The organism is Umezawaea tangerina, assembly GCF_003002815.1.
Lineage (GTDB): Bacteria > Actinomycetota > Actinomycetes > Mycobacteriales > Pseudonocardiaceae > Umezawaea > Umezawaea tangerina.
Genome location: NZ_PVTF01000001.1, coordinates 178,586 through 203,421 on the forward strand (window position 1 = coordinate 178,586; position 24,836 = coordinate 203,421).

The following is a 24,836-nucleotide window of genomic DNA, read 5'->3' on the forward strand; positions in this document are numbered from 1 at the left end:
CACGAACAAGCCCCTACTCGCCACGCTGCGAGGAGGGGCTTGTTTGCGCTTGCGGTCGTGCAGATCAAGCGGTCTGGAGCTCCGGCGTGGACCGCCGGGAAGCCAACACCTTGTCCAGCGCCCAAGCACCGGAACCGGTGAAGACCAGCAGCAGGAACACCCACGAGTACACCGCGGCGAGCTCACCCGAGTTCTCGATGGGGAGCAGACCCTTCGGCTGGTGCACGGTGAAGTACGCGTACGCCATGGAACCCGAAGTGATCAGCGCGGCGACCCTGGTCCACAGACCCAGCAGGATCAAGGACCCGCCGACGAGCTCGATCACACCAGCGGGCCCGCTGGGCCAGGTGGTGATCGGAACGGCGGGCTTCGTGGTGAACAAGCCGAACACGTGCTGGAGTCCGTGGCACGTGAACAACAGGCCCACGACGATCCTGAACAGAGCCAGTGCGTGGTCTCGACCTCGGTCGATAAAGCTCATGTCTTGTCCTCACTAGCAGGGCGACCGGCAGGGTATGGATCAAGCTAACGCTGCTGACATTGCGTGACTAGGTCGCCAACCTGTCGATCGTCGACAGCAAACTGATTGGATTCAGCTAACTTGAACCGCCTGTTGACATCCGCAGTACCGACCCTGCTGCTGTTCGGCGTATTGGCTGGTTGCAGCACGGAGCAAGTGGCTGGGTCGCCGACTACCGTCAGCAAAAACAGTGTTGTGGTTACGACGACGACTACTCCATCCGAGATTCCAGGGGTACCCCAGCCGACTACGGATGGTGAATGCCCCTATCTTTCGTCCCCGGACGTCGCCCAGGCCAACGGGCAGCTCGTCCGCAAGGTCCGCCTGTCCGCGGACAAGCCGAACCCGGCCTGCTTCTTCTACGCGAACGCGACCGACGTCCAGCTCAGCGTCTGGGTCTACACCGGTGACCCGAAGACCGCGAAGGCGATCGTCGACCGGGCCGCCCCCATCGCCCAGTCCAGTCCCGCCACGTCGCCCGAGGGCTGGAACGGCGGCTCGCTCGTGTCCCCCGACGGAGCGGTGTACGCCGTGGCCAAGGGCGCGAACGCGGTCATCGTGACCAGCAACCAGGAGCAGACGATCAAGGCCCGCCGCATCACCGAGTCCGTCGTGCAGAAACTCGGCCTCTGACCGACGCGGCGCAGGACTTGCGCCTCCCACCGGGGGAGGCGCAAGAGTGGCGGCGTGCTCCTAGCCATCGGTGAACTGGCCCGTCGAACCGGTCTCACGGTCAAGGCCGTCCGCTTCTACGCCGACCGCGGCCTCGTCCCACCGACCAGCCGCGACCCCAACGGCCACCGCCTCTTCCCCGAGGACGCCATCGTCCGATTGGGGCTAGTGCGAACGCTGCGGGACCTCGGCGTCGACCTCCCGACCATCCGGGAAATTTTGCACCGCCAAGTCGCACTCGCCGACCTCGCCACGACCCACGCCGATGCGCTAGAGGCACGAATCCGCTCACTCCGCCGCCACCAGGCGGTGCTCCGCCTCACCGCCAAGCACCACCTCACACCCACGGAGCTCAGCCTCGTGCACAAGCTGGCGACCCTGTCCGAAACCGAACGCCACCACCTCGTCGCCGACTTCCTCGCCACCACCCTCCCCGACGTCGACCCCGGCATCCACCGCTCCCTGACCCCGGAGCTCCCCGCCGACCCGACCACCGCCCAGCTGGAGGCGTGGCTAGAACTCGCCGACCTCACCCAGGACCTGGACTTCCGCAGCACCTTGCGCAAGTTGGCGACCAACCACTCCGAGGACGCCAAGCCCCTGCAACGAGACCTGGTCGCCACCATCCGCGACGAAACCGCCCACGCCCTCGCGACCGGACTGGACCCGACCTCCGCGGAAGCGGCAGAGGTCGTCTCGACCGTCATCGCCCACTACGCGAAGGCCACCGGCCACCCCGACGACCTCCAGCACCGCCTCGCCGACCGCCTGCGAACCGCCTGCGACCCCCGCCGCGAGCGCTACCAAGAACTCCTGGCCACCATCAACAACTGGCCGGAACCCCACAGCACCATCCCCGCCCTGACCTGGTTCACCACAGCCCTGCAAGCCCAGGCCGCTTGATAGCAGCAACGGGGCAGCTGCGACAACACCCCCGGACACGTCTCAGCCCCGATCCCGGCGAACCGGTATCGGGGCTGTCGACGAGCTGTCACACAGCTGCAAGCACAACTAGGGCGTGTATCGAAGTCCGTGTTCGCGGTAGCCGGGCCTGAGGCGGCCCCTGGGGGCACGGCCTGGTGGTCCGCATACAACAGCGGTATGCGGACCACCAGGCCGCACCGCCAGGAACCACCTCAGGCGCGACTCCCATCGAACGAGACTTCGATACACGCCCCAGGAGAAGCGCTCACCGAAAGGCGTCACACCTTCCGGTCAGCCACCTGCCCGTTCCGCGCGTGCTCGGCATCCGCCGACCGACTCGCGAAATCCGTCGGCTTCGGCGTGGGCGTCGTCCCGGTGGCCGTGCCGGGCGTCGTGTCCGTCTTCGTCACCGGCTCGGGAACCGGGACCGGCTCCTCGTGCAGTTGGACCTCCTCCGGGCGACGGGTGAGCGCCACGTACCCGGCGACCGCGGCCGCGGTCAGCACGCCGAGGACCCAGGGCCAGCGGCGCCTGGTCTTCGGGGTCTCGCGGGCGAAGTCCTTGCGGGCCTGCTTGGCGGCCTTGCGCACGTCCTTCGCCCGGACCTTCGCGTCCTTGCGGGCGCGGTCGGCGGCCTTCGCGACCTCCTTGCGGACGCCGTCGGCCTTGACCATCAGGTCGGCGCGGGCCTTGCCGCTGCGCTTGGCCAGCTGCTTGCGCTGCTTGGCCAGCTTCTTCCGGGTGCGCCGCGTCGACTTCTCGACTTCCTCGACCTTGCCCGCGAGCGTGTCGGCGGTCTCGGCGAACACACCGCGGAGCTGGTCGGCGGTGACGCCGCGCTCGGCGAGCTTGGTCTCCGCCTTGCCCGCGAGCTGCACCGCCGCGTCCGCACCCGCGTGGCCTGCGCGGACCGCGCCGCGACGCGCCGCACGCAAACCGGTTCCGACGGCCTTGCCGACCGACTCACCGGCTCGGGTCATGGCCTGCACCTCGTCCATATCGCGCTCCAGAAGCTGTCGGTCAGTCATGCACTAGGCATACCCATCCTGCCCGTTCCTGAACATTCGCGCCCGGGATGGCACGATGGTGTGGTGGCTGACAGCAACGAATCCTTCGTCGGGACCAAGGTGACCGCGACTCTGCACACCTCGCAGGGCGACATCCGGATCAACCTCTTCCCCGACCACGCCCCCAAGACGGTGGCCAACTTCGTCGGTTTGGCCGAAGGCACGAAGCAGTACACCGACGCCAACGCGAGTGGCACCAAGTCCGGGCCCTTCTACGACGGCTCGATCTTCCACCGCGTGATCTCCGGCTTCATGCTGCAGGGCGGTGACCCCACCGGCACCGGCCGCGGCGGTCCCGGCTACAAGTTCGCGGACGAGTTCCACCCGGAGCTGCAGTTCACGAAGCCGTACCTGCTGGCGATGGCGAACGCCGGGCCGAACACCAACGGCTCGCAGTTCTTCATCACCGTGGGCCCGACCACGTGGCTCAACTTCAAGCACACCATCTTCGGCGAGGTGGCCGACGCCGAGTCGCAGGCCGTGGTGGACAAGATCGGCGCCACGCCGACCGTCGCGGGCGACCGCCCCGCCACCGACGTGGTGATCGAAAAGGTCGCCATCGAGCGGGCCTGATCCCACTCCGGTGACGAACTCCCCAGTGCCGCCGCCACCTGGTGGGCCGATCGGTGCGCAGCCGGAAGTCCCGGTCTGCGCGAGACACCCCGATCGGCAGACCAGGTTGCGCTGCGTCCGGTGCGAACGGCCCGCGTGTCCGGAGTGCCTCCGCGACGCGTCGGTCGGTTACCAGTGCGTCGACTGCGTCCGCGAGGCGCGGGGGACGGTCCGTCGACCTCGCACCTTCGTGGGTGCCGAGATCGGCGGCCGCCCGCTGGTGACACCGATCCTCATCGTGCTGAACGTGCTGGTCTTCGTCCTCACGGCCGTCCAGGCGAGCAGTGTGGCGAACAACCAGAACTCCGAGGTCTTCACGGACTTCAAGCTGGTACCGGCCGCGGTGTACCTGGGTGACTGGTGGAGGTTGCTCACCTCGGGCTTCCTGCACATCGGCCCGGCGCACCTGGCGCTGAACATGCTCGCGCTCTACGTGCTCGGCCGGGACCTCGAACCGGCTTTCGGCCGGGTGCGGTTCCTCGCGCTCTACCTGGTGTCCCTGTTCGGCGGTGGCGTCGCCATCTACCTGTTCGGCAACGTCCTCACGCCGGTCGCGGGTGCGTCCGGCGCGGTGTACGGCCTGATGGGCGCCATGCTCGTCGCCGTGCTGCGGCTGAAGCTCAACCCCAGTTCGGCGCTGGCCGTCATCGGCCTGAACGTGGTCATCAGCTTCACGCTGCCGGGGATCTCGCTGCTCGGGCACCTCGGCGGCCTGGTGGTCGGCGCGGCGGTCGCCGCGGGCATGGTCTACGCCCCGCAGGAGCGCCGCGACGTGTGGCAGGCGGCGATGGTCGTCGCCACGGTCGTCGTCCTCATCGGCCTGGTGGTCGTGCGCACCGCGCAGCTGGGCGGCTGACCAGGGCCTCAGGGCCTCAACGCGTGCAGGACCTCGGCGACGTCCCTCGGGTCGACGCCGAGGTCCAGCCACGTCAGCACCACCAGGTGCTCGTCCTCGCCGCGCTCCCAGTCGAGTTCCAGCGTGTGCGAGTCCCTCCCCAACCTGCGCGTCCGCACGGGCCGGATCTTGACCTCGTGCCACGGGAAGTTGTGCACACCCCGGAGCGTCCGCACGTGCAGACCCGTGTCGTCCACGCTCAGCCGCGGCCGCACGATCGTTCCGTAGGCGCCGAGCGCGACCCCCACGACGACCGCCACGCCCATCAGCAGCCGGGCGGTGTTCTCGTCGCTCCACAGCGCCGCGAGCAGTGCGAGAGCGGCCAATCCCCAGGCCAGCGCGACGACGCCGGGTAGCGGGGCCCAGCTCCTGGTGGTCGGCTCGGCCGACGGAAGTGGTGTCACGCCGTCGAGTGTCCCGTACGGGTGGTCCAGCTGGCGTGGGGAACCTGTGGACAACTGGAGCCCGCTACCGGCGCTTGTGCAAAATGGCGCAAAGTTGTCCACAGGAGTTGTCCCCACTGGGGATTACTTTTGGGTGTGGACGGGCGCCGCCACTCGACGACCGCCACCGAAACGCGGTGACGCCGGGTGAACGACAGGCGGACACGCGCCAGCCCGGACGGGTCAGGTCCGGGCTGGCGGGAACGCGGAGTGAGGTGTGGTCAGCGCCACTTCATGGTCATGAGCAGCCCGACGATCATCAGCGCGAAACCGATGCCGAAGTTCCAGGACCCCAGGTCCATCATCACCGGGATCTTCTCACCGGCGATGTAGTTGACCACCAGCCAAGCCAGGCCGAGCAGCATCACGCCCAGCATGACGGCGATGTAGAGGGGGTGCGAAGGCCCGGCTGCCTTGACCTTCACCGGCGTGCGGCGATCGGCAGGCGCGGTGTAAACGGCCTTCTTTCGGACCTTGGACTTCGGCATGCTGTCCTCGCCTGGTGTATTGCCTTCCAGTGGCGCGAGTTTACGTCCACTGCTGGGGGAACACGTTAACGTAACCGAGCAGGTCCGCGAAGTGCTGTGCGGATCCGCTCGTTCGCATTCACACCCGGCTCGGGAGGTTTCTCGGTGAGCTACGACCCGCCACCGCCGCACAGCGGCCGTCCGGGCCAGCCGCCACACGCGCCCCGCCCCAGGCCTTACCCGGCCTCTCCGGAGCCATTTCGCGGTAGGCCCGGCCCTGGTCAACGCCCGTCCTCGGCTGAAGCTACGCAGATCATCGGCCGGGTCCCGGCCGCCCCCGCGCCCCGGCGGCCACCGCCCCGGCCGCTGCCCGCGGAGGGTGCCACTGAGGTCATCCCCAGGGTGGTCGACCGCGTCGACGACGAGCCGGAGACGGTCCGCGTGCAGCGGCCGACGCCCGTCCCGGTCGACGGTCCGCTCCGCAAGGCCGTGCGCGGCTTCGGCGAGCTGATGATCACGGCCGGTCTGGTGATCCTGCTGTTCGTCGTCTACGAGGTGTACGTCACCGACATCCTCTCGGCGGAGAAGCAGGACGAGGCGACCACGGCGCTGGACGACAAGTGGAACTCCAACACCGTCGAACCGGTCGACCCGCAGCGCCAGGTGCAGTACGACCTGATCGACGGCCAGGCGTTCGCGAAGATGTACATCCCGGTCTTCGGCCCGGACTACCACTTCTCGATCGTCGAGGGCACGACCGACAAGAACCTCGAGGTCGGTCCCGGCCACTACATCGGCACCGCGCTGCCCGGCAACCCCGGCAACTTCTCCGTGGCGGGCCACCGGGTCGGCAAGGGCGCCCCGTTCAACGACCTCGACCTGCTCAGCTCGTGCGACGCCATCGTGGTGGAGACGCAGACCACCTGGGTCGTCTACCGGATGCTGCCCACCACGGGCGAGGAGGCCGGGTGGGCCGAGGGCAAGGCGAAGAACCCGAAGTGCGCCAAGGTCGCCCCGCTCAAGGACCTGGCCAACACCGGCGCCAGCCCGTACGCGAAGACCGTCGGCCAGGAGATCGTCACCCCGGCGCAGGGCGAGGTGATCAGCCCCGTGCCGCACTTCGCCGGTGAGGTGCCCGTCGCCCAGCAGGCGGCGCTGATGACCCTGACGACCTGCCACCCCCGGTTCTCGGACAAGCAGCGGCTGATCGTGCACGCCGTGCTGACCATGAGCTACCCCAAGGCGAACGGCTTCGTGCCGCCCGAGCTGAAGGAGCAGTGATGTACGGCTGGATCTGGCGCCACCTGCCGGGGCCCACGCCGGTCCGCGTGCTCGAGGCGCTCGTGCTGGCCCTCGCGATCATCGCGCTGCTGATGTTCGTGGTGTTCCCGTGGGCCGAGCCGCTGCTCCCGTTCAACAACGTCACGACACCCTCGTAGGACGCACGAGACCCCCTGGCGCGGGTTCGCCAGGGGGTCTCGTGCCGTCTTGCTCAGCCGCGCGAGACGGCCACCATCGTGTGCCGGTCGACGACCTTCACCCGGTCGCGGCCCGCGTCGGCGCCGAGCGCGACCTCGTGCCGGTCGAGCCGCCGCCAGCCGTCGAACGTCGTGTACTCGACCTTCCGCTGCTCCAGGAACCGCACGACCGCGTCCGGGTCGGGTGTGCTCGCGGTGGCCAGCAGCGGGGCGTCGGCGAGCAGGCTCGTCACGGTCTCCAGCGCGTCGCCCTTGGTGTGGCCGATGAGGCCGACCGGGCCGCGCTTGATCCACCCCGTCACGTACACGCCGGGGATCGCCTGCTCGTCGAGGTCCAGCACGCGGCCCGCCTGGTGCGGCACCGTGCCGGAGGCGTGGTCGAACGGCAGGTCGGCGAGGTGGGTGCCGAGGTAGCCGACCGCGCGGTAGACCGCCTGCACGGGCCAGTCGGTGAACTCGCCGGTGCCGCGGACGCCGCCGTCGCCGGTCAGCTCCATCGTCTCGGTGCGCAGCCCGGTCACCTCGCCGTCGCCGAGCACCTCGACCGGCGCCTGCAGGAAGTGGAGGTGCAGTCGGCGCGGACGGTCGCGGGTGTCCCGAACGGCCCATTCCTGGAGTGTTTTCACGACCATTTCGACCTGCTTGTTCGACCGGATCAGCGCCATGCTCGCCGCGCAGAACTCGATCCCCTCGGGGTGCACGACCACCTCGACGTTCGGCGAGTGGTCTAGCTCGCGCAGCTCCAACGGGGTGAACTTGGCCTGCGCCGGACCGCGCCTGCCGAACACGTGGACGTCGGTCACCGGACTGGACGCGAGGCCCTGGTGGACGTTGTCGGGGATGTCGGTGGTGAGCAGTTCGTCGGCGGTCTTCGCGAGGATGCGGGCGACGTCGACGGCGACGTTGCCGACCCCCAGGACGGCGACGCTGGAGGCGGTCAGCGGCCAGGTGCGCGGGACGTCGGGGTGGCCGTCGTACCAGGACACGAAGTCGGCCGCGCCGAAGCTCCCGCGCTGGTCGATGCCGGGGATGTCGAGGTCGCGGTCCTTCTCGGCGCCGGTGGAGAAGATCACCGCGTCGTACATCTCGCGGAGGTCGTCGAGCTTGAGGTCGACGCCGTACTCGACGTTGCCGAACAGCCGGATGTCCGGTCGTTCGAGCACCCGCTGCAACGCGGTGACGATGCCCTTGATGCGCGGGTGGTCGGGCGCGACGCCGTACCGGATGAGGCCGTAGGGAGCGGGCAACCGCTCGAACAGGTCGATGCTCACGTCGGCGTCGGACTTGGCAAGGAGGTCGGCGGCGTAGATGCCCGCCGGGCCCGCGCCGACGACCGCGACTCGTGGAGAACGGCTCATATCCCGAAGTTTAGGTGAGCCTAACCTCACTTCTAACGAGAGGTTTGTCACCGCTACGCTGCTGACATGCGCGTGCTCGTGGTCGACAACTACGACAGCTTCGTCTACAACCTGGTCCAGTACCTGGCCCAGCTCGACGTGGAATGCGTGGTCCGGCGCAACGACGAGGTGGACTTCGACGAGATCGCTACCGTCGGCGGAGTCCTCGTCAGCCCCGGTCCGAGCACTCCCGACCGAGCCGGTTCCAGCATGGACGTGATCCGGCACTGCGCCGCCAACGGCGTCCCGGTGCTCGGCGTCTGCCTGGGGCACCAGGCCATCGGAGCCGTCTGGGGCGGCACCGTGGACCTGGCCCCCGAACTGCTGCACGGCAAGACCAGCATCGTGCACCACACCGGGAAAGGCGTGCTCAAGGGCGTGCCGAACCCGTTCATCGCCACCCGCTACCACTCGTTGACGGTGCTGCCGGACACGATCCCCGCCGAGTTCGAGGTGACGGCGACGACCGACACCGGCGTGGTCATGGGCATCCGCCACCGCGAGCTCCCGGTCGAGGGCGTCCAGTTCCACCCGGAGTCCGTGCTCACCGAGGGCGGCCACCGGATGCTGGCCAACTGGCTCGCCGTGTGCGGCCACGAGGTGCCCGAGGCCAAGGTCGCCACCCTGGAGAACGGGATGCGCACGCTGGCCGCGGCCGCCCGCAACGCCTGACCCCACGCACGGACGAGGCCCTCACCGCGGACGCGGTGAGGGCCTCCCTATGCGGTTGTCCGAACCCGGACCCGACCCGGACCGACCGCTCCGGGTGACGCGAAAGGGCCCTCGCGACGATCCCGCGAGGGCCCCTCCGTGCGGTTGTCCGAAGCTAGTTCGACGGCGGTGCGCCGGAACCGCCGATCTTGAACTCGCCGATGGTCACGTTCACCCGCTGGTTCTTGGTGAGCTGCGTGCCCGACTTCGGGTCCTGGGTCTGCACCTTGTTGTTCTTGTTGATGTCCGACACGGCGGTCTTCTCCGTGATGGTCAGCTCGCCGTTCCAGCCGAGGCCGTTCAGCTTGGAGCGCGCCTGGCTCTCGGTCATGCCGGTGATGTCGGGCATCGTGATCTGGTTGCCCTTGGACACCGAGAGCGTGACCGTCGACCCCTTCGCGATGCGGCCCGCGCCGGGGGTCTGACCGACTACCTCGCCCTGGTCCTTGGGGCTGTCCACTTCCTTGGTCGTGACGGTGAACCCGGCCTTCTCCAGGGTCGCGGTCGCGTCGGCGACCGGCTGCCCGGTCACGTCGGCCAGCTGCACGGTGTCGGGGCCCTTGCCCACCTTCACCGTCACCACCGCGCCCTTGGCCTGCTTCACGCCCGCCTGCGGGTTCTGCTCGGCCACCTTGCCGACCTTGGCGTCGTCGTCGACCTCGACGGTGTCCGGGCTCTGCGCGAACCCCCAGCCGTCGGCGCTCAGCTTCGCCTGCGCGTCCTGCACCGACAGACCGGTCACGTCCGGGACGGCGACCTGCTCGGGGCTGGTGCCGTAGGTCAGGGTGATCTCGGTGAACTTCGGCACGGACGTGCCCGCGGCGGGCGTCACCGCGAACACCTTGTCGATGTCGTCGGCCGTGCAGCGCGCGGACGCGCCGTTCTGGCCCGGCTGGCACGGCACCGGCTCCAGCGCGTACTTCAGGCCGACCTCTTCGAGGCTCGCCTTCGCGGCCGTGATGGTCTTCCCGGTCACGCCGGGCACGGTGACCTTGTCCGAGCCCGAGCTGTTGTTGCCGCCGATCAGGCTGGTGGTGATCCACGCGGCGAGCGCGATCACCGCGATGCAGAGCAGGACGACCAGGGCGATCATGGTCGTCTTCTTCCGCCTCGCCCGGCGCTCGGCGTCCTCCTCGGCCAGCGGGTCGTACTCGTTCTGCTCGTCGCGCAGCGCCGACGGGCGGTGCCGACCGGAGGACACGACCTCGGTGCGCGGCGTCTGGTTGAGCACCGCGGTGCGGTCCTCGGGCGTCATCACGGCCGGGGCCGACGGGCGCTGGCCGGACAGCACGCGCACCAGGTCCGCGCGCATCTCGGCGGCGGACTGGTAGCGGTTCGCCGGGCCCTTGGCCATGGCCTTGAGCACGATGGCGTCCAGCGCGGGCGTCACCTTCGGGTTCAGCGACGACGGGGACTTCGGGTCCTCCCGCACGTGCTGGTAGGCGACCGCCACGGGGGAGTCGCCGGTGAACGGCGGCTCGCCGGTCAGCAGCTCGAACAGCACGCAGCCGGAGGCGTACACGTCGCTGCGGCCGTCGACCGCCTCGCCGCGAGCCTGCTCCGGGGAGAGGTACTGCGCCGTGCCGATGACGGCGGCGGTCTGCGTCACCGCGGCCTGGCCGTCGTGGACGGCGCGCGCGATGCCGAAGTCCATCACCTTCACGGCGCCGGACCTGGTGATCATCACGTTGGCGGGCTTCACGTCGCGGTGCACGATGCCGTGCCGGTGGCTGAAGTCCAGCGCCGCCGACACGTCCGCCATGACCTCCATGGCGCGCTTGCCCGACAGCGGACCCTGGGTCTTCACCATGTCGCGCAGCGTCCGGCCGTCGACGTACTCCATGACGATGTACGGCAGCGGCCCGTACTCGGTCTGCGTCTCGCCGGTGTCGTAGACCGCGACGATCGCGGGGTGGTTCAGCGCGGCGGAGTTCTGGGCCTCGCGGCGGAAGCGTTCCTGGAAGGTCTTGTCGCGGGCGAGGTCGGCTCGAAGCACCTTGATCGCCACGTCCCGGCCGAGGCGGACGTCGCGGCCCTTGTGGACCTCCGACATACCGCCATAGCCCAGGGTCTCACCCAGTTCGTAGCGATTGGAGAGCAGTCGCGGAGTGCTCATCAGTGCGTCGTCCCGCTCCTCGTCAACGGTCTAACCATCGTGTCTAGCAGTTCGGTTCCGTGCCTGCACAGCCTGGCCTGTTCCGGTCAAGTAGGCACACAGGTCACCCTCACCCGTGAGCCGATCGCAACATCACCCGACGGTGCCACGTCGGAGACCAGGCACCGGTTCTGCTCCCGCGGCTGCTCACCGCTGTTCGTCTGCGACTCGGGGAGCAGGCCGTACCCCGCCAGCTTCTCCGTCGCCTCGTTCACCGGCAGGTCCAGGAAGTCCGACTTCACGATCCGGACCACCGGTTTGTTCGGTCCCAACTGCCCGGACGCGCTGGGCTGCGCGTCGTCACCGGGGTTCTGCGCGGGGCGTGCACCCGAGGTCTCCGGGCTGCTGCTCGACCCGGTGGTGCCCGTGCTCCTCAGCGCCTCGCGCAGCACGAAGACCCCGAGCACGATCAGCGCGACCACCAGGATCCCGACCATAACCCACAGGACGGCCTTCGTTTTCCCCTGCGGTCGCGGCGGGAGCGGCAACGGACGGAAGTTACCCGTGTGCGGGCTGTTGATGGGCAGTGGGTGCTGACCGCTCGGCATGCCCTGCTGCTGCACCGGCGGGAAGCCCGGCTGGGAGGCGGGGTGGGAGATGGGGTGCGACGTCGGGTGGGACGTCGGGTGCGCCATCTGCAGTCCGGGGTGCGTCATCACCGGACCGGTGGCGAGGTTGAGGCCGGAGGGCGCGGGAAGCGGCTGACCAGCGCGGATGGCACCGACCGCGGCCGCGAACTCACCGCCGTTGCGGTAGCGCTGCCTCGGGTCCTTGACCAGGGTCGCCTCGATCAGCGCGCGCGGACCGGTCGGCACGTCCGGCGGCAGCGGCGGCGCGATGTCGCGGATGTGCATCATCGCGACCGTGACCGCGTTCTCCGACCGGAACGGCCGGTGCCCGGTGAGGCACTCGTAGCCGCACACGGCCAGCGCGTACACGTCGCTCGCGGGCTCGGCGTCGTGGCCGAGCGCCTGCTCGGGGGCGATGTAGTGGGCGGTCCCCATGACCATGCCGTTGCGGGTCACCGGTGCCGCGTCCGCCGCCTTCGCGATCCCGAAGTCGGTGATCTTCACCTTGCCGGTCGGGGTGACCAGGATGTTGCCCGGCTTCACGTCGCGGTGCACCAGCCCGCGCTCGTGCGCCGCCTGCAACGCGGTCCCGGCCTGCTGGAGGACGTCCAGCGTGCGGTCGACGGTCAGCCTGCCGCGCGCGATGATCGCCGCCAGCGGCTCGCCCTCGACCAGCTCCATCACCAGGTAGGCCGTGTCCTCCGGCCCGTCCGGCATGGACGCCGTCTCGCCGTAGTCGTGCACCGCGGCGATGCCGGGGTGGTTCAGCGACGCGGTCGTCCGCGCCTCGATGCGGAAGCGCGTGAGGAACTCCGCGTCACCGCTGAGGTCGGCCTTGAGCACCTTGACCGCGACGTTGCGGTCGAGCCTGGTGTCCTCGGCCTCCCAGACCTCGCCCATGCCGCCGACGGCGATCCGCCTGCTGAGGCGGTACCGCTCGGCGAGGAGCTGGCCGGTGATCAGCATCAGCGGCCAGCCAGGTAGGCGCCGATGACCGCCCTGCCGACGGGGGCGGCGACCTTGCCGCCGGTCGCGCCGAGGCCGCGGTCACCACCGTTCTCGACGATCACCGCGACCGCGATGGTGGGCTTCTCGGCGGGCGCGAAGGCGATGTACCAGGCGTGCGGCGGCACCGCGGCCGGGTCGACGCCGTGCTCGGCGGTACCGGTCTTCGACGCGATGTTCACGCCGGTGAGCCTGCCCTCGCCGCCGGTGTTCGTCTCGGACTTCAGCATCATGTCGCGCAGCGTGTTCGCCGTCTGCGGGCTGATCGCGTCCTCGGCCTCGTCCGGCTTGGTCTCGTCGATGACCGACAGGTCCGGCGCGATCAGCTTCTGCACCAGGTACGGCTTCATCCGCACCCCGCCGTTGGCGATGGTGCCCGCGATGACCGCGTTCTCCAGGGGAGTCATGTCGACGACCCGCTGGCCGATGCCGCTCTGGAACAGCGCGGCCTTGTCCGGCACCGGGCCGTAGGTCGACGCGGCCACCGTCTGCGGGACGGTCAGCTCCTTGTCGTTCATGCCGAACTTGTTCGCCTGCTTGGTCAGCTTCTGCTCGCCCAGCTCACCCGCGAGCTCGGCGAACGCGGTGTTGCACGACCGGGCCAGCGCCTCTTCCATGCTGGCCGTGCTGCCGCTGCCGCAGTTCGTCTCGTTGAAGTTCGGCAGCTGGGTGTTCGTGTTCGGCAGCGTGATGGTCGGCGCCGCGGTCAGCTGGGTGTCCTTGGTCTTGCCGTCCTCCAGCGCCGCCGCCGCCACGACGACCTTCCAGGTCGAACCGGGCGGGTAGGTCGCCTGGACCGCCCGGTTCAGCGTGGGCTGGTCGCCGCCCTCGGCGGTGTACTCCTGCCAGGCCTTCTCCTGCTCGTCGCCGTCGTGGCTGGCGAGCCGGTTCGGGTCGTAGGACGGCGTGCTCACCATGCCGAGGATGGCCCCGGTCTGCGGGTTGAGCGCAACCACCGAACCGGTGAAACCGCGGGTGGTCATCTCGTCGTACGCGGTCTGCTGGACCTTCGGGTCGACGGTCAGCTGGAGGCTGGCGCCCTTCGGGTCCCGACCGGTGATCACGTCGGACAGCCTGCGCGCGAACAGCCGGTCGTCCGAGCCGTTGAGCAGGTCGTCCTCGATGCGCTCGACGCCACCGCTGCCGTAGGTCAGCGAGTAGTACCCGGTGACCGGCGCGTACGCCGGGCCGTTCGCGTAGACCCGCTGGTAGCGGTAGGAGTCGTCGGTGGCCTTGACGTTCGCGATGGGCGTGCCGTCGCTCGCGATGATCTGGCCGCGCTCGCGCGAGTACTCGTTGAGCAGGACGCGCTGCCGGTTGTGGTCGTCCTTGCGGTAGTCGTCGGCCTTGATCACCTGCACGTACGTCGCGTTGCCCATGAGCAGCAGGATCATCACCATCATGGCGATGCCCACGCGGCGGAGCGGTGTGTTCATTTGGGACGCTCCACCATGACTGTGTACTGGTCCGCGATCGCGGGCTGCTGCGGCTTCGGCTTCGGCACGACCTTCGGGCCGCGCGCGGCGTCCGAGATGCGCAGCAGCAGTGCGACGAGGACGTAGTTGGCCAGCAGCGACGAGCCGCCGTAGGACAGGAACGGGGCGGTGATGCCGGTCATCGGGATCAGCTTGGTGACACCGCCGACGACGATGAAGACCTGGAAGCACAGCGCGAAGCTGAGACCGCCGCCGAGCAGCTTGCCGAAGCTGTCCCGCACCGCGATCGCGCTGCGCAGGCCGCGCATCGAGAACACCATGTAGACCAGCAGCATCGCGGACAGGCCGACGAACCCGAGCTCCTCGCCGATCGCGGACGTGATGAAGTCCGTGTTCGCCTCGGGGATCAGGTCGGGCCTGCCGGCGCCGAGACCGGCGCCGAAGATGCCGCCGGTGCCCAGCCCGAACAGGGACTGGGCGATCTGGAAGCCACCGCCCGGCAGGTCGTAGGTCGCCAGCGGGTCCAGCCAGTTCGACACGCGCTGCTGCACGTGGTTGAACAGCTTCCACGCCACGACCGCGCCGCCGGAGAACAGCACGAGGCCGACCACGACCCAGGCCGCCCGCTCGGTGGCCACGTAGAGCAGCACCAGCACGATGCCGAAGAACAGCAGCGAGCTGCCGAGGTCCTTCTGCAGCACCATGATGCTCACGCCGACCGCCCACGCGGCGACCAGCGGACCGAGGTCGCGGGCCCGTGGCAGGTCGAGGCCGAGGAACTGCCTGCCCGCCGCGGTGAACAGGTCCCGCTTCGACACCAGGAACGCCGCGAAGAACACCATCAGCAGGATCTTCGCGAACTCGCCCGGCTGGATCGAGAACGCCCCGAACGTCAGCCAGATCTTCGCGCCGTTGATCTCCGGCGCGATGAAGCTCGGCAGGATGCCCGGCAGGATCAGCGCGACCAGGCCGACCAGACCCGCCGTGTACCCGTACTTCGCCAGCGTCCGGTGGTCGGACACGAACTTGAGCACGAGGCAGAACAGGATCAGCGCGACCGCCGTCCACAGCACCTGCTTCGGGGCCTTCGCGGAGTACAGCTCACCCGCGAAGACCTCGCCCTCGTTGGCCAGGTCGATCCGGTGGATCATCACCAGCCCGAGGCCGTTGAGCAGCGCGACGCACGGCAGGATCACCGGGTCCGCGTACGGCGCCCACTTCCGGACGGCGAGATGCGCCACCGCGAACAAGGCCATGTAGGCCAAGCCGTAGTAGACGATCTGCATCGTCAGTTCCTGCTCCTGGTTGGCCTCCACCAGGATGAGCGCGGCCGTCACCAAGGCCGAGGCGAACCCGAGCATGACGAGTTCGGTGCCCCGTCTCGTGGGCGGCCTCAAACCCGGCGACGTGCTGCTGGCCGCAGCGAGCGGCGCCTCCCCGGTGGGGACCGGCGAACCCATCGACTTACTGGCCCTTCCGTCGGCAGTCCGTGCCCGGCGTCTGCGTGGGCGTCGACAGGGGAGTCGCGTCCGGGCTGGAGGTGGTGGTGGGTGGCGGGCTCGGCTCGGTCGTCGTACCGCCGATCACCGTGGTGGCGGACGGGTTCGTCGTCGTGGTCGTAGCCGGCGGCGTCGTCGAGGTCGTGGCCTTCTGCCCGTCGGCGCACGGGGGCAGCACCTGCTCCGTGCGGAGCTTGCGGATGCCCTCCCTGGCTTCCTCCAGGCCGTCCTTCGTGATGCCGTTGCGCACGACCTCGCGGCTCGACACCCGGAGGTCGTCGACCGTGATCGGCTCGCACGCGGCCTCGGACCCCGGAGGGCAGGAGCCCTCGGCGACGGTGTGCAGCGGCACCCCCAAGAAGCTGCCGCTGACCCCGCGGAAGATCGACACCTGGCCCTGGTCCGTGGCCCCGATGTAGTACTGGCGCAACACCCACCACCGCGTGCCGAGGCCCGCGGCGGCGAGGATGAGCAGCAGGAAGAACACCAGCAGCACGGCCTTGACCTTGCGGCGCCGCTTGGTCTTCGGGTCCGGCGCCGGAGGCGGCGGTTCGGCCCGCGGCGGGATCGGCCGCGGACCGGTGATGGAGCTCGCCCGCGAGGCGGGGGAGTCCGGTGGCGGCGGATCTGCGCTGCCGTCACCGGCGGCACCGCCGATTATCGGGGCGTCGTCGCCGAAGTCGATGTCGGCGACGTCCGCGACGATGACCGTCACGTTGTCCGGCCCGCCGCCCTTGAGCGCCAGCTCGATCATCCGGTCGGCGCAGGCCTGCGGGTCGGGGATGCGGATCGCCTCGTCCAGCGTCTCCAGGCTGACCACACCGGAGAGGCCGTCCGAGCAGAGCAGGTAGCGGTCCCCGGGACGCGCCTCGCGGACCATGAGGCGGGGTTCCACCTCGTGGCCGGTAAGCGCGCGCAGCAGCAGCGAGCGCTGCGGGTGCGTGGCCGCTTCCTCCTCGGTGATCCTGCCCTCGTCGATCAGCGACTGGACGAACGTGTCGTCGTGCGTGATCTGCGAGAACGAACCGTTGCGCATCATGTAGGCACGCGAGTCGCCGATGTGGGCCATGCCCAGCCTGCTCCCCGCGAACAGGACGGCTGTGAGCGTGGTGCCCATGCCGTCCAGGTCGGGGTCGCTCGCGACGAGCTCGGAGATGGCGCCGTTGCCCGCTATGACCGCTTCGCGCAACTGGCCGAGCAGGTCATCGCTCGGTTCGTCGTCGTCGAGCGGTGCGAGTGCGGCGATGACGACTTTGCTCGCCACCTCGCCCGCGGCATGGCCACCCATGCCGTCGGCGAGTGCGAGCAGGCGCGGGCCCGCGTACACGGAGTCCTGGTTGTTGTTGCGCACCAGGCCCCGGTCGCTTCGGGCCGCGTATCGGAGGACGAGGGTCATGATCGCAGCTCGATCACCGTTTTGCCGATTCGGATCGGAGAGCCGAGCGGGACCCGGAGGGGTGCCGTGACCTTCGCCCGGTCTAGGTATGTGCCGTTCGTGGAACCTAGGTCTTCCACGTACCAGTCAGTGCCGCGCAGCGAGATGCGCGCGTGCCGGGTCGACGCGAAGTCGTCGTCCAGCACGAGCGTGGAGTCGTCTGCGCGGCCGATCAGGATCGGCCTGCCGTCAAGGGAGATCCGGGTACCCGTCAGCGCCCCGTGAGTGACCACGAGTTGCCGGGGGGCCTTGTTCCCCTTGGCGGCCTTGTCCGCGTTTCTTCGGAAGCCGGGGACTGAAACCCGCAACCCCGAGGCAGCGTAGAGATCGGAGCGGACCACCCGAAGTGCGGCCAGCACGAACAACCACAGCAGGACGAGGAAACCTGCTCTGGTCAGCTGCATCACCAGCTCTGGCACCGGTTGTAACCGCTCCTGCCTTGAGTGCTGTCACCGACGCCCGTATCGACCTCAGCCTTGCGTGCGGAACACCAGTGAGGAGTGGCCGATGCGGACGACATCGCCTTCCGCGAGCTGCCAAGTCTGCACTGGAGTGCCGTTCACCGTGGTGCCGTTGGTCGAACCGAGATCCGCGAGCATTGCACTCTGCCCGTCCCACGTGATCTCCAGGTGCCTCCTGGAGACCCCGGTGTCCGGCAGGCGGAAGTCCGCCTCCTGTCCGCGGCCGACCACATTTCCCCCCTGCTTCAGGGGATACGTGCGGTTCGAACCGTCGTCGAGGTGCAGCGTCGCGTTCAGCGTGCGCGGTCCGGACTGCACGGCGGGCGGAGCGTAACCGGCCGCGGGGTCCTGGTAGCCGCCCTGGCCGTAGCCGCCCTGGCCGTAGCCCTGGTCGTAGGAGGGCTGCTGGCCGTAGCCCTGGTCGTAACCGGGTGCCGCGGGCTGCTGCCCGTAGCCCTGGTCGTAGCCCTGGGCGGGCTGCTGCCCGTAGCCCTGGTCGTAACCGGGCTGCTGGCCGTAGCCCTGGTCGTAGCCGGGCGCGGCGGGCTGCTGCCCGTAGCCCTGGTCGTAGCCCTGGGCGGGCTGCTGGCCGTAACCCTGGTCGTAGCCCTGCTGGCCGTAGCCCTGGTCGTAACCCGGCTGCTGCGGCGCCTGGCCGTAGCCCTGGTCGTAACCGGGCTGCTGTGGCGGTTGGCCGTAACCGCCCTGCCCATAGGGGTCGTGGCCGGGCTGGCCCTGTCCTTGTCCGTAGCCGGGAGGCTGGCTCATGGATCGGTCTCCTGCGGTGCGAGGTGGTGCTGACCGTCGGCTGGCAACTTTCACATCGGGGTCGACGGACGAGCTGGTTCGGAACTGTCCGGTGTGCAGCGCGTCGGAGCGCTCCAGGGAGACTACGACGTCACCATAGGTATCCCACCCAAACTCGGCCAGGTGCTCTCCGAGGGAGTCCCCGAGGAGTTGCGTGATGCGTAGTTCATCCTGCCCGTCACCGGCAAGCCGATCGTGGTCCTGCGGGCCGAGCAGGACCACGTAGTGGTTGGGCGCGAGGAGTCTGCCACCCGCGAGCTCGCGGATGTTGCTCTCGGCTTCACGCTGAAGTGCCTGCGCGACTTCCTGCGGGACGACGCTGCCGCCGAACACGCGCGCAAAGGTATTTCCGACCATGCCTTCGAGACGGCGCTCGAAGCGCTGTACGAGGCCCACGGCAACACCTTCCGACTCGGTTGACTCCGACCCTGATCGTATCCGGGCTGACGTGGTGGGACACGGGCCAATTGGTAACCCGTCCAGAGGGCGTGCTAGTGTTCACCACGTCGCTCCGGGCGAGTGGCGGAATGGCAGACGCGCACGGTTCAGGTCCGTGTGTCCGAAAGGACGTGGGGGTTCAACTCCCCCCTCGCCCACCGAAAGTCCTGGAAGGCCCTTGACCGCAGAGTACGCGGTCAGGGGCCTTTCGGCATTACATCGGGGGTCGAACCCCCGAACCCCCAGCTGGGGGCGAGGCCCCCAGACCCCCAGGTGGTCGCGGTGATCGTCCGGCCCGCCATCGCCGGAGCCGGAGGAGGCGTTGATCCCTTTGGCCCCTTTTGGCCGGCATTGGTCCGGGAGTGGACGGGGGTTCGGGACGTCGCAGGACCCCTCCGACGAACCTTGATCGTTTAACCTTCCCTTGATTCAGTTGTGGCATGGGTGATCTCAGTCACCCGGTCGAGTGATGGAGGGCATATGCGGGCCATCGCGGTGCACGAGTTCGGCGGGCAGCCGGTCCTCGTGGACGTCCCCAAGCCCGTGCCGGGTCCGGGAGGTGTACTCGTCCGGCTCGCGGCCGCTGGGGTGAACCCGTTCGACCGGAAGGTCGCCGACGGGATGATGGACGGCTCCATGCGGCACGTGTTCCCGCTGGTTCTCGGCATCGACGGCGCGGGCGTGGTCGAGGAGGTCGGCGAGGGCGTGACCCGGTTCGCGCCGGGCGACGAGGTGTTCGGCACCTTCTTCCAGGAGCCCGCGGGCATCGGCACCTACGCCGAGTACGCCACCGTGCCCGAGACGAACCCGCTGGCGCTCCTGCCCGCCGGGTTCGACCCGGTGGTCGCCGCCGCGCTCCCCACCGCCGGGCTCACCGCCGTGCAGCTGGTGGAGGCGCTGGAGCCCCGTGCGGGCATCACCCTGCTGCTCGTGGGGGCCACCGGCGGCGTCGGCCAGCTCGTCGTGCAGCTCGCCGCCGCCGCCGGGGCCCAGGTCGTCGCCACCGGGCGTCCGGGCGACGCCGAGATGCTGCTGTCGCTGGGCGCCGCGGAGGTCGTCGACCACACCGCGGGACCGCTCACCAGCCGGGTGCACGGCGTCGACGCGGTCATCGACCTGGTGGGCGACGGGCCGGGGTTCGCCGCCAACCTGCCCGCCGTCCGGCTCGGCGGCCAGGCGCTCACCACCACGTTCGCCGCCGACCCCGCCGTGCTGACCTCCCGAGGGCTGCGCGGCGGGAACTTCGAGGTGCGCGGAACGGCGGAGGCGCTGAGCCGGTTGGCGGAGTCCGTGTCGGACGGTCGGCTGAACGTGCCCGTAGAGCACCGTTTGCCGCTCGCCGAGGCGGCCGCCGAACTGGTCCGACCGAGGTCAACCGGTGCGCGCGGCAAGACCGTCCTGGTCGTCTGAGCGGCCGTTCTCGGGTCGTCCGGTCGATTTGGCGCGCTGAACGGTCGACAAGCGGTCCGGCGGTCGAACGGCCGCCGGTCGTCGAGCGGGTCGCCGGAGGCGATCCACGCCTACTGTCAGCAGTGGATTCGAGCCAACCGACGGCACCGGTGTCACCCGGACGGCAGCATGGTCGGGCCGAACTCCCCAAGACCGCTATCTACCGGTCACCGACCGCTCAGCGCCGTCGATCGCAGGGCCCTCGTCGACCTGGAGGCACGGCCCAGTCCTCCTGGTACCCATTATCCAGAGCACGAGTCGAAACACGGCGGATCTCCCGCCGTGATTCCCGAGGGAGGCCCTGGCGTGAGCAGCACACCAGCACGGATCGCGGTACCCGGTGACACACGGGCGCTGTCGGCCACTGCTGTTCCGGTTCCCGAGCTCCCCGGCACCGCCGAGGAGCTCGCCACGGCCGCGGCCGCGCGCCTCGGCTGGAACGGGGTCGTCCTCCCGGAGATGGTCCTCATGGGCCGCAAGGTCGTCGTCGTCGCCGAGCTGATGGCCGACGCCCACGCCGAGCGCGTCTGCGTCGGAGCGGGCCCGGAAGCGGACCGCACCACCGTGTCCACGTGGGTGTGGCCCGAGATGGAAGGCCGCGTCCCGCCGTCGGCCGTCAAGATCGTCGGTGTCCTCGCCGTGGCCCGCCACTGGCGCACCGCCCTCGCCTCCGCCGTCCCGTTCGCCCGCTACGGCAACGCCGCGGTCGTCCTCCCCACGTCGGTCGCCTTCACCCACGACTACCTGTCCAACTGCCTGCCGCGGGTCCGCCGCTACGGCGTCTCCGTCCTGATGGCCGACGCCGAGTCCGCCGTGACCGTGGACGTGACGGGTCGCAACGAGTACGTGCCGGTCGAGGACACCGCGACCACGCGCTGGGTGAACGAGCTGGTCTACGAGCAGGTGCTGGCCACCGCTTCCTGACATACCGTCGTGGCATGCGAATCGTGATTGCCGGCGGCCACGGGAAGATCGCGTTGGAGTTGGAGCGGCTGATCGCCGCCAGAGGGGACTCGGCCACCGCGCTGGTGCGCAACCCCGACCACTTCACCGATGTGTGGACAGCCGGTGCGGTACCTGTTCATTGTGATCTGGAGACGGCGGACGTCGCTGCCGTGGCCGAATACCTGACCGGCGCGCAAGCCGCGGTGTTCGCCGCAGGCGCGGGAGCCGGGAGTGGACCGGAACGCAAGGAGACCGTCGACAAGGCAGCGGCCGCGTTGTTCGCGGCGGCCGCGCAGCGGGCGGGTGTGCGGCGGTTCGTGCAGATCAGCTCGATGGGCATCGACAAGGCCGACGACCCGTCGGTGACGCCGGAGTTCGCCGTGTACCTGAAGGCGAAGGGCGCCGCCGAGGAGGACCTGCGGGCGCGGGATCTCGACTGGACGATCCTGCGCCCCGGAGCGCTCACGGACGAACCCGCCAAGGGGACCGTGGCGCTGGGGGAGAAGGTGGACCGGGGGTCCATCCCGCGAGCGGACGTCGCCGCCGTGATCCTGGCTTTGATCGACCGGCCGGAGACCGTCCGCCAGACCCTCGAAGTGGTCAGCGGCGCGGACCCGATCTAGCCGGCGGGCAACTTCTCGCCAACCCTGTGGACCCGAGTTGTCCACAGGTATGGCGAAGTTGTCCACAGGTCAAATCCACAGCCGCGGAGGGCACCTCTACACCTAGTGGGTCACCCCTCGACCGACCACAAGGGACGAGTCCGAGATGTGACCGTCGGTACCGTTCTTGCCCTGGTCAGAGGTGGTCAGCCGAAGTTCTGGCCCTCACCCCGGTAGGTGGGCACGGTGCGCTCCACGTCGTTGCCGACGAGCAGGTGGACGTGGTCGAAACGCTCCGCCAGCTCACCCGCTTTGGCGTGACGCATCCACACCCTGTCCCCCAGCCGGAGGCTGTCGGCGGCTTTGCCCACAACCGGCGTCTGGACCTCGCCCGCGCCCTCCATCGGCAGGGTGGTGAGGCCCTCCGGGAGGTACGGGCTCGGCTGCCGGTCGGGGGTGGCGGTGCCCGAGGCGATGTAGCCGCCGACGAACAGGGTCGCGGTGTTGCGCGCCGGGCGGCGGACCACCGGCAGGGCGAAGAGGACCGCCGGTTCCGGGTGGAAGCTGCGGTAGGCGTCGAACAGCGTCGGACCCGCGAGGCCGGAGCCCGCGGCGAGCTCGGTGACGCTCGGGTCGGAGCCGGTGACTTCAAGGCTGCCGGTGCCGCCGCCGTTGACGAACTCCAGCGGCACGGCCTGGCGGATGGCGGCGACCGCGGCGCTGCGGCGTTCGATCAGCTCGGCCGCGGAGCGCTTCTGCATCCAGTGGACGATCGCGCCGCGCAGCGGCTGGCCGGGCGGGTTGTCGCCGAGCCCCGCGATCTGGCCCTCGTACGCCATCACGCCGACGAGCGTGAATCCCGCGCGGTCGCTGATCCGCCGGGCCAGCAGGCCCGCGTCGCGCGCGCTGTGGACCGGTGACCTGCGGGTGCCGACGTGCAGGCCGGGGATCGGGCGCCAGGAGACGTCGAGCTCCAAGCAGACCCGGATGGTCGGGTGGTGGGCGCCGAGGGCGGCGTCGACCAGGTCCAGGTGGTCGAGCGAGTCGATCATCAGCGTCACCCGGCCGAGGGCGACCTCGTCCGCGGCGAGCCTGCGCAGGGCGCCGTGGTCGACCGTGGGGTAGGCGACCAGCAGGTCCTCGCTGGTGTTGTGGTCGGACAGCCACAGCGCCTCGGGCAGCGAGTAGCACATGATGCCCTCGTAGCCGGGCTTGTCCAGCACCCGTCGCAGCAGGTCGCGGACCCGGACCGACTTGCTGGCGACCCGGATCGGCCGACCACCGGCACGGCGGACGAGGTCCGTCGCGTTGTGGTCGAACGCGTCCAGGTCGACGATCGCGAACGGAGGATCGAAGTCCTTCGTCGCCGTGTCCAGGCGGGTTCGGCGCTGCATGGGCTTCACCGTACGGCCTCAAGCCTTGAAATGTGAATAGCTTTCACCTACGGTTCGTATTCTTCGTCACAGTCCGAGGAGGCTTCGCATGAAGGCCCAGTGGACCAACTGGGCGGGCACGGCGTCCGCCTCCCCGCTCCGGGTCGAACACCCGGCGAGCACCGATGCGATCGCGCACGCGATCACGTCCGCGCGGACGGACGGTCGGACGGTGCGGCCGCGCGGCAGCGGGCACTCGTTCTCGGAGATCGCGGTGGCACCGGGGGTGGCACTGGACCTCGACGCCTGGACCGGGATCATCTCAGCCGACACCGAGTCCGGCCTGGTCAAAGTCCGATCGGGTACACCTCTGCACCAGCTCAACGCGAGCCTCGACCGCCTCGGACTGGCGATGGCGAACCTCGGCGACATCGACGCGCAGACCATCTCCGGCGCCGTCTCGACCGGGACCCACGGCACCGGCGCCAAGCTCGGCGGCCTGTCCACGCAGGTGGAGTCCCTGGAGCTCGTCCTCGCCGACGGCTCGGTGACCTCCTGCTCGGCCACCGACAACCCCGACCTCTTCAACGCCGCCCGCCTCGGCCTCGGCGCGCTCGGCGTGATCAGCACGATCACCCTCCGGTGCGTTCCGTCGTTCGTGCTGCACGCCCGCGAGACCACCGGCCACCTCGACGGCATCCTGGAGGAGTTCGACGACCTGACCGCCGTCGAGGACCACGTCGAGTTCCACTGGTTCCTGCACGGCGACGGCGTGCTGGTCAAGCGCAACAACCGGGTCCCCGCCGGCACCGCGGCCGAGCCGCTGTCCAGGCTGCGGCGGTTCTACGAGTACGAGGTCATGGAGAACACCGTCTTCGGCATGGTCGCCCGCCTGGCCCGCGGCATCCCGAAGACCGCCCGCCCGTTGAACAAGCTGTGCGCCGCCGCGCTGTCCGAACGCGTCTACAGCGACCAGTCGCACCGCGTCTTCGTCTCACCGCGCCGAGTCCGCTTCGTCGAGTCCGAGTACGCCGTCCCGCGCGAGGCGCTGCACGAGGTGATCCGCGAGCTGCGGGCCGCGGTGAAGAAGCTCGACCACGGCGTCATCGTCCCGGTCGAGGTCCGCACCGCCCAGGGCGACGACATCTGGCTGTCCACGGCCTCCGGTCGCGACTCCGCCTACATCGCCGTGCACCAGTTCCTCGGCATGCCCTACCGCGAGTACTTCGACGCCTTCGAACGCATCGCGGGCTCGGTCGGCGGCCGCCCGCACTGGGGCAAGATGCACACGCTCGGCGCCGACACCCTCCGCGAGCGCTACCCGCGCTTCGACGACTTCCGCCGCGTCCGCGACCAGGTCGACCCCGAGCACGTCTTCACCAACCCGTACCTGGACCGCGTCCTGGGCGCCTGACCTCGGCGTCCCAGAGCTCCACCCGTGGCGGCACCGGCCGGTGGGGAGCCGACCGGTGCCGC

Annotated in this window: 24 protein-coding genes and 1 tRNA gene; 12 read left to right on the top strand and 13 right to left on the bottom strand. The window is 69.7% G+C overall.

What is annotated here, in order from left to right; translation table 11 throughout:
- Positions 1–64: 64 nt before the first annotated feature.
- A complete protein-coding gene (locus CLV43_RS00800) occupies positions 65–481 on the bottom strand; it encodes a DoxX family protein (protein WP_106185007.1) in 417 nt (138 codons plus the stop codon).
- Positions 482–715: 234 nt separating this feature from the next.
- On the opposite strand from CLV43_RS00800, the gene CLV43_RS00805 reads away from it, so the two are divergent.
- Together CLV43_RS00805 and CLV43_RS00810 are read left to right on the top strand one after the other, a co-directional pair.
- Positions 716–1,153 (top strand): DUF2020 domain-containing protein, encoded by a 438-nt coding sequence (locus CLV43_RS00805; protein ID WP_245886050.1) that lies wholly within the window; start codon positions 716–718, stop codon positions 1,151–1,153.
- Between the two features lie 54 nt (positions 1,154–1,207).
- Positions 1,208–2,095 (top strand): helix-turn-helix domain-containing protein, encoded by an 888-nt coding sequence (locus CLV43_RS00810; RefSeq protein WP_106185009.1) that lies wholly within the window; start codon positions 1,208–1,210, stop codon positions 2,093–2,095.
- A gap of 299 nt (positions 2,096–2,394) precedes the next feature.
- Here CLV43_RS00810 and CLV43_RS00815 read toward each other — a convergent pair whose 3' ends face one another.
- The gene (locus CLV43_RS00815) at positions 2,395–3,096 is read right to left on the bottom strand and encodes a hypothetical protein (RefSeq protein WP_146174600.1); all 702 of its coding nucleotides are present in this window, start codon (positions 3,094–3,096) and stop codon (positions 2,395–2,397) included.
- A gap of 111 nt (positions 3,097–3,207) precedes the next feature.
- On the opposite strand from CLV43_RS00815, the gene CLV43_RS00820 reads away from it, so the two are divergent.
- Positions 3,208–3,756 (top strand): peptidylprolyl isomerase, encoded by a 549-nt coding sequence (locus tag CLV43_RS00820; protein WP_106185891.1) that lies wholly within the window; start codon positions 3,208–3,210, stop codon positions 3,754–3,756.
- Positions 3,757–3,985: 229 nt separating this feature from the next.
- The gene (locus CLV43_RS00825) at positions 3,986–4,651 is read left to right on the top strand and encodes a rhomboid family intramembrane serine protease (protein ID WP_342749741.1); all 666 of its coding nucleotides are present in this window, start codon (positions 3,986–3,988) and stop codon (positions 4,649–4,651) included.
- 8 nt (positions 4,652–4,659) lie between these two features.
- On the opposite strand, the gene CLV43_RS00830 is transcribed toward CLV43_RS00825, so the two are convergent.
- Together CLV43_RS00830 and crgA are read right to left on the bottom strand one after the other, a co-directional pair.
- The gene (locus CLV43_RS00830) at positions 4,660–5,094 is read right to left on the bottom strand and encodes a PH domain-containing protein (protein ID WP_245886051.1); all 435 of its coding nucleotides are present in this window, start codon (positions 5,092–5,094) and stop codon (positions 4,660–4,662) included.
- Positions 5,095–5,354: 260 nt separating this feature from the next.
- Positions 5,355–5,621: a cell division protein CrgA gene (crgA, locus tag CLV43_RS00835; RefSeq protein ID WP_106185013.1), complete on the bottom strand. Its 267-nt coding sequence runs from the start codon at positions 5,619–5,621 to the stop codon at positions 5,355–5,357.
- Between the two features lie 381 nt (positions 5,622–6,002).
- Here crgA and CLV43_RS00840 point away from each other — a divergent pair, with 381 nt between their 5' ends.
- Entirely contained in the window at positions 6,003–6,881 is an 879-nt protein-coding gene (locus tag CLV43_RS00840) for a class E sortase (RefSeq protein ID WP_245886052.1), read from the top strand.
- Positions 6,881–7,039 carry a hypothetical protein gene (locus tag CLV43_RS47550; protein ID WP_170155654.1) on the top strand — a complete coding sequence of 53 codons (159 nt, stop codon included), beginning with the start codon at positions 6,881–6,883 and terminating at the stop codon, positions 7,037–7,039. The genes CLV43_RS00840 and CLV43_RS47550 overlap by 1 nt, the downstream gene beginning before the upstream one ends.
- 53 nt (positions 7,040–7,092) lie before the next feature.
- Here the strand turns inward: CLV43_RS47550 and CLV43_RS00845 are convergent, their stop codons facing one another.
- Positions 7,093–8,436, bottom strand: coding sequence for an FAD-dependent oxidoreductase (locus CLV43_RS00845; RefSeq protein ID WP_106185014.1), 1,344 nt, complete (start codon positions 8,434–8,436; stop codon positions 7,093–7,095).
- A gap of 66 nt (positions 8,437–8,502) precedes the next feature.
- Here CLV43_RS00845 and CLV43_RS00850 point away from each other — a divergent pair, with 66 nt between their 5' ends.
- A complete protein-coding gene (locus CLV43_RS00850; RefSeq protein ID WP_106185015.1) occupies positions 8,503–9,147 on the top strand; it encodes an aminodeoxychorismate/anthranilate synthase component II in 645 nt (214 codons plus the stop codon).
- Between the two features lie 154 nt (positions 9,148–9,301).
- Here the strand turns inward: CLV43_RS00850 and pknB are convergent, their stop codons facing one another.
- The 7 genes from pknB to CLV43_RS00885 all read right to left on the bottom strand — a co-directional run bounded on the left by pknB (position 9,302) and on the right by CLV43_RS00885 (position 18,949).
- Positions 9,302–11,302 carry a Stk1 family PASTA domain-containing Ser/Thr kinase gene (gene pknB / locus CLV43_RS00855; RefSeq protein ID WP_106185016.1) on the bottom strand — a complete coding sequence of 667 codons (2,001 nt, stop codon included), beginning with the start codon at positions 11,300–11,302 and terminating at the stop codon, positions 9,302–9,304.
- 86 nt (positions 11,303–11,388) lie between these two features.
- Positions 11,389–12,876 (bottom strand): protein kinase domain-containing protein, encoded by a 1,488-nt coding sequence (locus CLV43_RS00860; RefSeq protein ID WP_106185017.1) that lies wholly within the window; start codon positions 12,874–12,876, stop codon positions 11,389–11,391.
- Positions 12,876–14,351: a peptidoglycan D,D-transpeptidase FtsI family protein gene (locus CLV43_RS00865; protein WP_106185018.1), complete on the bottom strand. Its 1,476-nt coding sequence runs from the start codon at positions 14,349–14,351 to the stop codon at positions 12,876–12,878. The genes CLV43_RS00860 and CLV43_RS00865 overlap by 1 nt, the downstream gene beginning before the upstream one ends.
- Positions 14,348–15,811: an FtsW/RodA/SpoVE family cell cycle protein gene (locus CLV43_RS00870; RefSeq protein ID WP_106185019.1), complete on the bottom strand. Its 1,464-nt coding sequence runs from the start codon at positions 15,809–15,811 to the stop codon at positions 14,348–14,350. Before CLV43_RS00870 ends, CLV43_RS00865 begins: the two co-directional genes overlap by 4 nt.
- A 4-nt stretch (positions 15,812–15,815) precedes the next feature.
- Positions 15,816–17,246: a PP2C family protein-serine/threonine phosphatase gene (locus CLV43_RS00875; RefSeq protein ID WP_106185020.1), complete on the bottom strand. Its 1,431-nt coding sequence runs from the start codon at positions 17,244–17,246 to the stop codon at positions 15,816–15,818.
- The gene (locus tag CLV43_RS00880; protein ID WP_106185021.1) at positions 17,243–17,704 is read right to left on the bottom strand and encodes an FHA domain-containing protein FhaB/FipA; all 462 of its coding nucleotides are present in this window, start codon (positions 17,702–17,704) and stop codon (positions 17,243–17,245) included. Before CLV43_RS00880 ends, CLV43_RS00875 begins: the two co-directional genes overlap by 4 nt.
- A gap of 51 nt (positions 17,705–17,755) precedes the next feature.
- On the bottom strand, positions 17,756–18,949 hold the full coding sequence (locus CLV43_RS00885; protein ID WP_106185022.1) for an FHA domain-containing protein: 1,194 nt from the start codon (positions 18,947–18,949) through the stop codon (positions 17,756–17,758).
- Between the two features lie 117 nt (positions 18,950–19,066).
- Here CLV43_RS00885 and CLV43_RS00890 point away from each other — a divergent pair.
- The 4 genes from CLV43_RS00890 to CLV43_RS00905 all read left to right on the top strand — a co-directional run bounded on the left by CLV43_RS00890 (position 19,067) and on the right by CLV43_RS00905 (position 22,008).
- Positions 19,067–19,149, top strand: a tRNA-Leu gene (locus tag CLV43_RS00890).
- Between the two features lie 322 nt (positions 19,150–19,471).
- Positions 19,472–20,401 (top strand): NADP-dependent oxidoreductase, encoded by a 930-nt coding sequence (locus CLV43_RS00895; RefSeq protein ID WP_106185023.1) that lies wholly within the window; start codon positions 19,472–19,474, stop codon positions 20,399–20,401.
- A 345-nt stretch (positions 20,402–20,746) separates the two neighbouring features.
- A complete protein-coding gene (locus CLV43_RS00900; protein WP_106185024.1) occupies positions 20,747–21,364 on the top strand; it encodes a hypothetical protein in 618 nt (205 codons plus the stop codon).
- Positions 21,365–21,378: 14 nt separating this feature from the next.
- Entirely contained in the window at positions 21,379–22,008 is a 630-nt protein-coding gene (locus tag CLV43_RS00905; protein WP_106185025.1) for an NAD(P)H-binding protein, read from the top strand.
- Between the two features lie 185 nt (positions 22,009–22,193).
- Here the strand turns inward: CLV43_RS00905 and CLV43_RS00910 are convergent, their stop codons facing one another.
- Positions 22,194–23,381, bottom strand: a complete 1,188-nt coding sequence (locus CLV43_RS00910) for an amino acid deaminase/aldolase (protein ID WP_106185026.1) — start codon at positions 23,379–23,381, stop codon at positions 22,194–22,196.
- 88 nt (positions 23,382–23,469) lie between these two features.
- Here CLV43_RS00910 and CLV43_RS00915 point away from each other — a divergent pair, with 88 nt between their 5' ends.
- Positions 23,470–24,774 carry a D-arabinono-1,4-lactone oxidase gene (locus tag CLV43_RS00915; protein WP_106185027.1) on the top strand — a complete coding sequence of 435 codons (1,305 nt, stop codon included), beginning with the start codon at positions 23,470–23,472 and terminating at the stop codon, positions 24,772–24,774.
- Positions 24,775–24,836: the final 62 nt, after the last annotated feature.